The 10,138-nt window shown below is 69.8% G+C and carries 13 protein-coding genes; 8 read left to right on the top strand and 5 right to left on the bottom strand.

The window, feature by feature from the left end:
- The first annotated feature begins 172 nt into the window (after nucleotides 1–172).
- Nucleotides 173–661, top strand: coding sequence for an FKBP-type peptidyl-prolyl cis-trans isomerase (locus NON22_RS14500; RefSeq protein WP_257387660.1), 489 nt, complete (start codon nucleotides 173–175; stop codon nucleotides 659–661).
- 55 nt (nucleotides 662–716) lie between these two features.
- Here NON22_RS14500 and NON22_RS14505 read toward each other — a convergent pair whose 3' ends face one another.
- Both NON22_RS14505 and NON22_RS14510 read right to left on the bottom strand, forming a co-directional pair.
- Nucleotides 717–1,214 carry a C40 family peptidase gene (locus NON22_RS14505; RefSeq protein WP_257387661.1) on the bottom strand — a complete coding sequence of 166 codons (498 nt, stop codon included), beginning with the start codon at nucleotides 1,212–1,214 and terminating at the stop codon, nucleotides 717–719.
- A complete protein-coding gene (locus tag NON22_RS14510) occupies nucleotides 1,211–1,792 on the bottom strand; it encodes an N-acetylmuramoyl-L-alanine amidase (protein WP_425507983.1) in 582 nt (193 codons plus the stop codon). Before NON22_RS14510 ends, NON22_RS14505 begins: the two co-directional genes overlap by 4 nt.
- A gap of 76 nt (nucleotides 1,793–1,868) precedes the next feature.
- Here NON22_RS14510 and NON22_RS14515 point away from each other — a divergent pair, with 76 nt between their 5' ends.
- The 7 genes from NON22_RS14515 to NON22_RS14545 all read left to right on the top strand — a co-directional run bounded on the left by NON22_RS14515 (nucleotide 1,869) and on the right by NON22_RS14545 (nucleotide 8,578).
- Complete coding sequence (locus tag NON22_RS14515; RefSeq protein ID WP_257387663.1) at nucleotides 1,869–2,420, top strand: alpha/beta hydrolase; 552 nt, start codon at nucleotides 1,869–1,871, stop codon at nucleotides 2,418–2,420.
- 4 nt (nucleotides 2,421–2,424) lie between these two features.
- Nucleotides 2,425–4,551 (top strand): bifunctional 23S rRNA (guanine(2069)-N(7))-methyltransferase RlmK/23S rRNA (guanine(2445)-N(2))-methyltransferase RlmL, encoded by a 2,127-nt coding sequence (gene rlmKL / locus NON22_RS14520; protein WP_257387664.1) that lies wholly within the window; start codon nucleotides 2,425–2,427, stop codon nucleotides 4,549–4,551.
- Nucleotides 4,552–4,832: 281 nt separating this feature from the next.
- Nucleotides 4,833–5,267 (top strand): hypothetical protein, encoded by a 435-nt coding sequence (locus NON22_RS14525; protein ID WP_257387665.1) that lies wholly within the window; start codon nucleotides 4,833–4,835, stop codon nucleotides 5,265–5,267.
- Nucleotides 5,268–5,460: 193 nt separating this feature from the next.
- Nucleotides 5,461–6,120: a class I SAM-dependent methyltransferase gene (locus NON22_RS14530; protein ID WP_257387666.1), complete on the top strand. Its 660-nt coding sequence runs from the start codon at nucleotides 5,461–5,463 to the stop codon at nucleotides 6,118–6,120.
- 113 nt (nucleotides 6,121–6,233) lie between these two features.
- Nucleotides 6,234–7,637, top strand: coding sequence for a glutamate--tRNA ligase (gene gltX / locus NON22_RS14535; RefSeq protein WP_257387667.1), 1,404 nt, complete (start codon nucleotides 6,234–6,236; stop codon nucleotides 7,635–7,637).
- A 31-nt stretch (nucleotides 7,638–7,668) separates the two neighbouring features.
- On the top strand, nucleotides 7,669–8,025 hold the full coding sequence (locus NON22_RS14540; RefSeq protein ID WP_257387669.1) for a hypothetical protein: 357 nt from the start codon (nucleotides 7,669–7,671) through the stop codon (nucleotides 8,023–8,025).
- Nucleotides 8,026–8,131: 106 nt separating this feature from the next.
- Nucleotides 8,132–8,578 (top strand): DUF4870 domain-containing protein, encoded by a 447-nt coding sequence (locus NON22_RS14545; protein ID WP_306673822.1) that lies wholly within the window; start codon nucleotides 8,132–8,134, stop codon nucleotides 8,576–8,578.
- Between the two features lie 51 nt (nucleotides 8,579–8,629).
- Here NON22_RS14545 and NON22_RS14550 read toward each other — a convergent pair whose 3' ends face one another.
- From NON22_RS14550 to tilS, 3 genes are all read right to left on the bottom strand, one after another.
- Entirely contained in the window at nucleotides 8,630–9,538 is a 909-nt protein-coding gene (locus tag NON22_RS14550; RefSeq protein ID WP_257387670.1) for a polyprenyl synthetase family protein, read from the bottom strand.
- Entirely contained in the window at nucleotides 9,538–9,792 is a 255-nt protein-coding gene (locus NON22_RS14555) for an exodeoxyribonuclease VII small subunit (RefSeq protein ID WP_257387671.1), read from the bottom strand. The genes NON22_RS14550 and NON22_RS14555 overlap by 1 nt, the downstream gene beginning before the upstream one ends.
- Before the next feature lie 94 nt (nucleotides 9,793–9,886).
- Nucleotides 9,887–10,138: tRNA lysidine(34) synthetase TilS (gene tilS / locus NON22_RS14560; RefSeq protein ID WP_257387672.1), on the bottom strand; the 252-nt coding region annotated here is incomplete at its 5' end.

Genomic DNA, 10,138 nt, shown 5'->3' on the forward strand with positions numbered 1-10,138 from the left:
CGCGCCGCCGCGACGCGTTGCGCCAGCGCATGCGCCGACGCATCGCGCGCCTGGACGCGGTGCCGCGCCTGGGCGCCGGCGACGGGGCTCCGGGCGGCCCGCCCCGCAGCGCAAGATGACGCGCCGCGTCGCGGCCGTTACCATGCGCGGCTTTTGAGCCGCAGGTAGCGCCATGAACGCCGAGAAGAACAAGGTCGTCAGTTTCCATTACACCGTGACCGGCGAGGACGGCGAGATCGTCGACAATTCGCGCGACCGCGGCGAGCCGCTGGCCGTGCTGCTGGGCCACGGCAACATCATTCCGGGCCTGGAGCGCGCGATCGAAGGCCGCGCGGTTGGCGACAAGTTCGAGGTCCAGGTCGAGCCGGCCGACGCCTACGGCTCGCGCAATCCGGAAGCCAAGCAGCGTGTGCCGAAGAAGTATTTCCAGGGCGCTGCCAAGCTCAAGGCCGGCGACGTGACCGTGCTGAGCCTCAAGGAAGGCGGCCAGCGCATCGTCACCGTGCTCAAGGTCGGCATGACCGCGATCGACGTGGACCTGAATCACCCGCTGGCCGGCCAGAAGCTCACGTTCGACGTCGAGCTGACCGGCGTGCGCGATCCGGAGCCGGTCGAGCTGCAGCACGGCCACGCCCACGGCAACGGCGGTCACGCGCATTGAGGAGTGCGGGGCGGGGCGCCCGCAGCGCCCCGCCCCGGCGGCTGCCCGCACGGCGTCAGTGGAGCAGCCGCTTCGCGCCGTAGTAGTGCTGGCGCCAGTAGTCGCCGTCGAGCGCGTCGAGCCGCACCGTGCCGCCGCGGCTCGGCGCATGCACGAAGCGGCCTTCGCCGACGTAGATGCCGATGTGGCTGACGTCGCCGCCGTCGCGGAAGAACACGAGATCGCCCGGTGCGAGCTTCTGGCGCGAGACCGGCGGCGCATCGAGGCGGTCGATCTCGGCCGCGCTGCGCGGCAGGCGCGCGCCGGCCACGTCGTAGAACACATAGCCGATCAGGCCGCTGCAGTCGAAGCCGCTTTCGGGCGTGTTGCCGCCGTAGCGGTACGGCGTGCCGACGAGACTGATCGCGCGGAACAGGATCTCGTTCGGATCGGCGGCGATGCGCGGCGCCGCGAGCGACGGCCGCGCGGGCGTGCGCGCACCGCAGGCGGCCAACAGCAGCGCGGCCAGCAGCACGAGGAAACGCAACCCGTGACGTGCGGCCGCCGTGTTCATGGCGTTCCTGCGGGCAGGCGTTGCAGGCCCAGCGGCGCGAGCCGCGGCCACGGAAACAGCGGGCCCGGATCGCGTTTGCGCCGCACGCGCAGGCTCGCGTCGTCGCTGGCCGGCACTTCGGTCGTGTCGAGGTCTTCGTGGCCGGCGATCCAGCGCAGGCTCGCATGCTGCGTGCGCAGCTCGCGCAGCAGATCGAGCAGGCGCGCGATCTGCGCTTCGGTATACGGTTCCTGCATGGCCTGACGGCGCGAATCCAGCCAGTCCGGCCAGCGGCCGCGGTTGCTGAGCTCGACGCCGATCGCGCGTTCGTTGTAGCCGCGCGTGTGGTGGGCGACACGGTCGTCGGCGACGTAGCGATAGATCGTGCCGTCGGCGTCGATGTAGTAATGGCCGCTGTTGCCCGTGCCGGATTCGTACAGCACGCGCTCGCCGTACTCGCGCGCCGTGGCCAGGTCCGGCAGCTCGGTGCAGTGGATCACAACCAGGTCGATGTCGGCGCTGCGCCGCCGCTCCAGGCGCGCTACGTAGGGCAGGGGCTGGTCGACGACGGCGAGTGTGGGCATGGCCCAGTCTGGCACGCGTCGCGGCGGCTGCCAACGCCGCGCGTGCTAGCATGCGCGCCCGGCCGCAGGGCGCAACCGACGAGGACAACCGATGAAAGGCCACGTCATCCTCTCGCATGGTTCCGACAGTGGTCCGGAAGGCACCAAGGTCAAGGCCCTGGCCGCCGTCGCCGTGGCCGCCGGCTGGCGCGCGAGCCGCGCCGACTACCGCGATCTCGACGCGCGCGGCATGGTCGCCTGCATCGATCCGCGCATCGCGCGCCTGCGTCACAAGCTGCGTCCGGGCGAACGCACCATCCTCGTCGGCTCCAGCATGGGCGCGTTCGTCTCCGGCCTGGCCTCGACCGAGATGGCCGTGTCCGGCCTGTTCCTGATCGCGCTGCCGCTGGAGATCCCAGGCTATGCGCGCACGTTCGAGGCCGCTCACGTGCTGACCAGCATCGTGCACGGCTGGAACGACGAGATCTGTCCGGCGGCCGAAGTCGTCGCGTTCGCGCGGCAGCGCCGCGCGTCGCTGCTGATGGTCCCCGACACGCACCGCCTGGCCGATCACGTCGAGCTGATCGCCGAGCATTTCCGTCTGTTCCTGTCCGCGATCGAAGCCGAGCCCGATCTGGCCGCTCTCGCCGACATCGCCGAGTAAGCGCGTGCTCAAACTGTTTGCGACCTGCCCGAAGGGGCTGGAATACCTGTTGCGCGACGAACTCGCGGCGCTGGGCGCCGGCGAGGCGCGCGAGGCGCTGGCCGGCGTGCATTTCAGCGGCAGCCTCGAGCTCGCCTATCGCGCCTGTCTCTGGTCGCGCCTGGCCAGCCGCATCCTGCTGCCGCTCGCCGAGTTCGACGCGACCGACGGCGAAGCGCTGTACGACGGCGTCGCCGGCGTGGATTTCTCCACGCATCTGGCCGCCGACGGCCGCTTCGCGATCGACGCGGCCGGCGCGACGCGCGGCGTCAGCCACAGCCACTACGCCGTGCAGCGCGTCAAGGACGCGCTGGTCGACCAGTTCCGCCGCCGCACCGGCACGCGGCCCGATGTGGACACCGAGCGTCCCGACGTGCGCCTGAACCTGCTGCTGCGCCGGGAACGCGGCACCCTGTCGCTGGATCTGTCCGGGGCGCCGCTGCACCAGCGCGGCTGGCGCCGCGGCCACGGCAAGGCCTCGCTCAAGGAAAACCTCGCCGCGGCATTGCTGCTGCGCGCTCAGTGGCCGACCGTGCATGCGGCCGGCGGCGCGCTCGTCGATCCGCTCTGCGGCTCGGGCACTCTGCTGATCGAGGCGGCCTGGATGGCCGCCGACGTCGCGCCGGGCTGGAAGCGCGACTACTACGGCGTCGACGGCTGGCTCGGCCACGATGCGGCGCTGTGGCAGCGCCTGCGCGAGGAGGTCGACGACCGCGCGCAGCGCGGGCTCTCCGCGCTCGCGCCCAAGTTCTTCGGCTTCGACGAGGATCCGCGCGCGCTCGAGGATGCGCGACACAACGCGCAGCAGGCCGGCGTCGCCGGCTTCGTGCATCTGCACCGCCAGTCGCTGGCCCAGCTCAAGCGGCCGCAAGCCTGCGAGACCGGGCTGGTCATCACGAATCCGCCGTACGGCCAGCGCCTCGGCGACGTCGACGAACTCGCGCCGCTGTATCGCCTGCTCGGCGATACCCTGCGCCAGGAGTTCTCCGGCTGGCAGGCCAGCGTGATCACTTCGGAAGCCGAGCTCGGCCGCGCGATCGGTCTGCGCGCGAGCAAGCGCTACGCCGTCTACAACGGCGCGCTCGAATGCCAGCTGCTGAACTTCGATCTCGCCGCGGCGACGGCGCCGGCGGCGCCGCGCGAAGCCCGGCCGCTGTCGGCCGGCGCGCAGATGCTGAAGAACCGCCTGGACAAGAACCGGCGCCACCTGCGCAAGCGCCTGGAGCGCGAAGGCGTCAGCTGCTATCGCATCTACGACGCGGACCTGCCCGAGTACGCCGCGGCGATCGACGTGTACGGCGATCACCTGCACATCCAGGAATACCAGGCGCCGGCGTCGATCGACGCCGACACGGCGCAGCAGCGCTGGCGCGAGATCGTGCGCGTGGCCGGCGAGACCTTCGCGATCCCGCGCGAGCGCATCGCGCTGAAGCAGCGCTATCGCGGCAAGGGCGGCGAGAAATACGGCCGGCTCGCGCAGCGCGGCGAATACCTGACCGTGCAGGAAGGCGGCCTGCAGTTCCTCGTCAATCTGTGGGACTACCTCGATACCGGCCTGTTCCTCGACCACCGGCCGCTGCGCCAGCGCGTGCGCGAGCTGGCCCGCGGCGCGCGTTTCCTGAACCTGTTCTGCTACACCGGCGCGGTCAGCGTGTATGCGGCGGCCGGCGGCGCCGCGAGCACGACGAGCGTCGACCTGTCGACGACGTACCTCGAATGGGCGTCGCGCAATCTCGCACTGAACGGTTTCGCGGGCGCGCGGCATCAGCTCGTGCAGTCCGACGCGATCGCGTTCGTCGAGCAGGACCGCGGCGACTACGATCTGATCTACGTCGATCCGCCGACCTTCTCCAACTCCAAGCGTGCCGAGGATTTCGACGTGCAGCGCGACCATGTGCGCCTGCTGCGGCATTGCGCGGCGCGCCTGGCGCCGGGCGGGCTGATCCTGTTCTCGAACAACTTCCGCCGCTTCCGCCTCGACACCGAGGCGCTGAGCGGCCTCGACATCCGCGAGATCAGCGCGAGCACGATTCCGTTCGACTTCGAGCGCAACGCACGCATCCATCGCGTCTGGGAATTGCGGCACGGCTGAGCGCGCTGGCGACGGGTAGGGCCCGAATCGTCAAAAAAACGTTAAGGATGCGACTGCGGCAATCGGCGCCGCAGCGATGGTCGCTGTCGAGCCGCCAGTGGAATCCGGCGCGAGATACCGGCCCGATCGCGCGCTGCGTCACGAAAAATCGCCTGCTTCCAATGTCCTTGTCGTTCGCCCGCCGCCTTCACGAGCGTTGACAAACCGGCGGCCGATCCGATAAGCGCGGATTCAGCCGCTCGACCCCAGCATGCGAGCCGCAATCGCGCAGGACCACCATCATGAATGCCCATACCGCAAAATCGTTTCGCCGCATCGTCCTCGTCCTTGTCGCGCTGGCCGCTCTGGCCTTCGGCGCGGCAGCCTCGGCCCGCGATCATGTCAGCATCAGCTTCGGCGGTCCGGGCTACGGCGTCAGCTACTCCAACTGGGGTGGCGGCCACTGGGGCGGCTACTACTCGAACTATCGTCCCTATTACGGCTACGGCTACTACGGCGGTTATCGCGGTCCCTACCGCCATACGAGCTATTACGCGCCGTATCCGGCCTACCGCACCGTCGTGCATCACCATCGTCCGGTCGTCGTGCGCCGCGTCGAGCGCTACTACGACTACGACCGCGGCGACCGCTACTACTACCGCGCCAACGATCGCTACTACGACCGCGACGACCGCTACTACGATCGCGACCGCTACTACGACCGTTACGACGACTGAGCCTCGCGTTCCCGTCCGGCAGTTCCGCCCGGCGTCGCCCGGGCGCTGCCGGCCACCAGCCCCGTCATCTTTCCCCTGAGGTGACGGGGCTTTCTTTTGGCCGTCCGAATGCCTGATCCCGCCCCGGCGTCAAGCCGTCGCGCGCCCGCGCGGGCTCATGGTACAAAGGGCGCCGTTCCCGACGGTCATACCAATGCAACATCGCGCCAAGGCAGCTCGCAGCGGCAACGGGCCTTCTCCCACGCTGACCTTTTTCCGCCAGTGGCTGAAGAATCCGCTGTCGGTCGCCGCGCTTTCGCCGTCGGGCAAGCAGCTGGCCCGCCTGATGGTGCGCGAGCTGCCGGATACGGCGCGGCGCGTCGTGGAACTCGGCGGTGGCACCGGCGTGTTCACCCAGGCCATGCTCGACCACGGCATCGCGCCGGAGCGCCTGCTCGTCGTGGAGCTCAACGACGAGCTGCACAAGTTCCTGCACAACCGGTTTCCCGACTCTCACGTCGTCTGCGGCGATGCGCGCGAATTGCCGGCCATCGTCGGTAGCAACGGCTTCGACCGCGAAGGCCGTGTCGACGCCGTCGTCAGCGGGCTCGGTCTGCTGTCGATGCCGCGCAGCCTGCAGCGCGACATCCTGCGTGCGGCATTCGAGGTGCTGGCGCCCGAGGGCCGCATGATCCAGTTCACCTACGGCCCGGTCAGCCCGGTGCCGCGCGAGACGTTGGACGAACTCGGGCTGACCGTGCGCCGCGGCGGCTTCGCCTGGTGGAACATTCCGCCGGCCTCGGTCTTCGTCTACCAGCGCGCGCGTTCGCGTCCGATCACGCCGGTGCGCGCAGGCGAGCGCGGCGGCGGCTGAGCGTCCTGCGCCGCGCCGAATCCGTCAGCCGCGATCACGCTTCGACCCCGCGCCGCGGGCCGCCGCCTGCGGTTTGCTACCATACGCGTCCTTTTTTCGACGACGCGCCCGCAATGACCGTTCGTACCCGCTTCGCTCCGAGTCCTACCGGCTATCTCCACATCGGCGGCGCGCGCACCGCGCTGTACTGCTGGCTGGAGGCGAAGCATCGCGGTGGCGAATTCATCCTGCGCATCGAGGACACCGACCGCGAGCGCTCGACCGAAGCGGCGGTGCAGGCCATTCTCGACGGCATGCAGTGGCTGCAGCTCGGCCACGACGAAGGCCCGTACTACCAGACTCTGCGCATGGAGCGCTATCGCCAGGTCGCCGAGGAACTGGTCCGCGCCGGCAAGGCCTACTACGCCTACGAGACCAAGGAAGAGCTGGAAGCCGAGCGCGAGCAGCAGAAGGCGGCGAACGTCAAGCCGCGCTACAACGGCCACTACCGCGAGCGCAACGAGCCGCTGCGCGACGACCCGAACCGCGTGATCCGCTTCAAGAACCCGACCTCGGGTTCGGTCGTGTTCCATGACAAGGTCAAGGGGCGCATCGAATGGAGCAACGAGGAGCTCGACGACCTCGTGATCTTCCGCTCCGACGGCTTTCCGACCTACAACTTCGCCGTCGTCGTCGACGACATCGACATGAAGATCAGTGACGTGATCCGCGGTGACGACCACGTCAACAACACGCCGCGCCAGATCAACATCTACAACGCGCTGAACGCGACGGCGCCGACCTTCGCCCATCTGCCGATGATCCTCGGTCCGGACGGGCAGAAGCTGTCGAAGCGCCACGGCGCGGTCAGCGTCATGCAGTACCGCGACGACGGCTTCCTGCCGCACGCGCTGCTGAACTACCTCGTGCGGCTGGGCTGGTCCCACGGCGACCAGGAAGTGTTCTCGCGCGAGCAGATGATCGCGCTGTTCGACGTCGCCGACGTCAATCACTCGGCCGCGCGCTTCGATCTCGAGAAGCTGTCGTGGCTGAACCATCAGTACCTCAAGAGCGACGATCCGGACAGCCTCGTGCCGCACCTGCAGTGGCATCTGGACGCCTGCGGCTACGATCCGTCGACGGGGCCCGCGCCGGCCGATCTGATCGTCGCGCTGCGCGAACGCTGCCGCACCCTGAAGGAGCTCGCCGAGAAAGCCGCGGTCTGGTACGGCCCGATCACCGGCTGGGACGAGGCCGCCGTGGCCAAGCACCTGACGACGCCGACGGCGATTCCGGCGCTCAAGGCCGTGCACGCCTCGCTCGCCGCGCTGACCGAGTGGAAAGTGGAAAACGTGCACGCGGCGATCGAGGCCGCCGCCGCCGCGATCGGCGAGGGCATGGGCAAGGTCGCGCAGCCGCTGCGCGTCGCCATGACCGGCACGCAGGTGTCGCCGGCCATCGACCACACGGTTTATCTGGCTGGCCAGGCACGCGCGCTGACGCGCGTCGAGGATGCGCTCAAGCGCGCCGGCGCCTGAGGCGGCGGCGCTGACGCGCGCAGGAGGGGTGATGGAGGCGTGGCTCGAACGGCTGATGCAGGGTATAGACCCGGACGCACCCGACGCGTCGCTGCAGCTGTTCCTGCGCCTCATGGGCCTGATCGACTGGTGGCTGCTGTTCTGGCTGACCTTGCTGTTCGTCGCGGTCGGCGGGCTGATCGGCTGGCGCCGCGGCACGTTCTGGCGCGACGTCGGCCTGGCCGCGGCGCTCGGCCCGCTGGGCTGGCTGGTATCGTTCCTGCTGCCGCTGCCGGAGCGCCGCTGCCGCGCCTGCGGCAGGCGCAGCCCGGCGCGGGCGACCGCCTGCGTGCATTGCGCGGCACCGTTGTCGGCCGGCGCGCGACAGAAGGCACGACAGCCCAAATAGAGGCAGGGGCGGCGAATGCAATCCCTGACCTGCGGCGGTTGATTCCGCGGCCGCCGGCGGCGATCGTGAATCCACACTGCAGCATCGCAGAGGAGAGGAGAGCACCATGAACACCCCGATCAACGACCCCGGCAGTCTGCCGCCGTCCGATCTGCCGCCGCCGCCGCCGGAACCGATGACGTCCGTCGGACCGGGTTCGGAAGAGCGCCAATGGGCCATGTTCGCGCACCTGTCGGCGCTGCTCGGCGCGCTGCTGACCGGCGGCGTCGGCGTCTTCATCGGCCCGCTCGTGATCTGGCTGATCAAGAAGGAAACCATGCCGTTCGTCGACGACCAGGGCAAGGAAGCGCTGAACTTCAACATCACGATCGCGATCGTCGGCGTCGCATTGTTCCTGCTGACCGTCATCACGTTCGGCATCGGCATCCTGCTGACGCTGCCGGTCGGCCTCGCGGTCACCGTGGCCTGGCTGGTGCTGACCGTCATTGCGGCGATCAAGAGCAGCGAAGGCGTCAGCTACCGCTATCCGCTGACCCTGCGCTTGGTCAAGTAAGCGCGCAGCGTGCCGCGGCGCTGCCGCGGCACGCAGCGAGGCCGGCGCGTTTCAGGAAAGCCGTTCGGCGACGAAGTGCGCGATCTGCGCGAGCTCGCCGGTGGCTGCATCGACGCGGTCGAGCGCGGCGGTCGCCTCGCCGGTCAGCGCGGCCAGCAGCCGGCGCGATTCGGCCAGGCCGTGTGTCGCCGGATAGGTCGGCTTGTCGTTGGCCGCGTCCTTGCCCGCAGTCTTGCCGATCACGTGGCTCTCGCCCTCGATGTCGAGGATGTCGTCGCGGATCTGGAAGGCCAGGCCGATGCAATGACCGTAGCGCTCGAGAGCGTCCAGCGCCGCCGCATCGCCGCAGCCGGCGGCCAGCGCACCGAGGCGCACCGAGGCGCGGATCAGCGCGCCGGTCTTGTGGCTGTGCATGCGCTCGAGCGCGTGTGCGTCGAGGCGCTGGCCGACCGCGGCCAGATCGAGGGCCTGGCCGCCGGCCATGCCGTGCGAACCACAGGCCGCGCCGAGCACGCGCAGCATCTCCACGCGCACGGCCGCGTCGACGCACAGCGCCGTGTCGGCGGCCAGCAGCTCGAACGCGAGCGCCTGCAGCGCGTCGCCGGCGAGTATGGCCATGGCCTCGCCGAATGCGATGTGGCAGGTCGGCCGGCCGCGCCGCAGCGCGTCGTCATCCATGGCCGGCAGGTCGTCGTGCACCAGGGAATAGGCGTGGATGATCTCGACCGCAGCCGCCGCCGCGTCGAGCGCGTCGAGCGGCGCGCCGAGCGCACGGCCTGTCGCGTAGACCAGCAGCGGACGCAGACGCTTGCCGCCGCCGAGCACGGCATAGCGCATCGCGCGGTGCAGTTCGGCCGGAGCCTGGTCTTCGGGGGGCAGGAAGCGCGCGAGCTGGATTTCGGCGCGATCGGAATAGGCCAGCAGCCCGGCGGAAAGGGCCGTCACGGCCTGGGCGGCCATCAAGGCATTTCGGGCTGGAACGGCGCTGCGGAATCCGGGTCGGTCGGGTCCAGCAGCAGGCGGACGCGGAGCTCCGCCTGTTCCAGCGCGCTCTGGCAGTTGCGGTAGAGCGCGACGCCGCGTTCAAACGAGGCCAGCGAATCGTCGAGGCTCAGATCGCCGTGCTCCATGCGGGCGACGAGCTGTTCGAGCTCGTCCAGCGACTTCTCGAAGTCGACGATCTGGTCGGGCGTTTGGGTGGCGGCGTTGGACATGGCGCGAAAGCTAGCGGTTTGATCCGGGCCGGTCAATTGAGAAATCGCCGACGGGGCATGCGGATAAGCCCGAAACCGCGCCCGTCACGACAGTTCACGGCGCGGCCGCATCGGGTTCGTAGCGCAGCGGTCCGCCGAACAGGGCTTCGGCCCGCGCCGTGTGCCAGAGATCGGCCACGGCCAGCAGCTCGTCGCCCGCATAGACCAGCGGCAGAAAGCCGCGCTGCCACGGCGGCACGCCGGCCAGCTGCAGCAGGTCGCGCAGTTCGCGCGTGTGCGTGTCGTCGTGCGGGCGCAGGCGCTCGCCGCCGCGGCGGAAGCGCACGGTCAGCGGCAGCGGCGCGGC

Origin of the sequence: Tahibacter caeni (assembly GCF_024609805.1) — a bacterium.
GTDB classification, from domain to species: Bacteria; Pseudomonadota; Gammaproteobacteria; order Xanthomonadales; family Rhodanobacteraceae; genus Tahibacter; species Tahibacter caeni.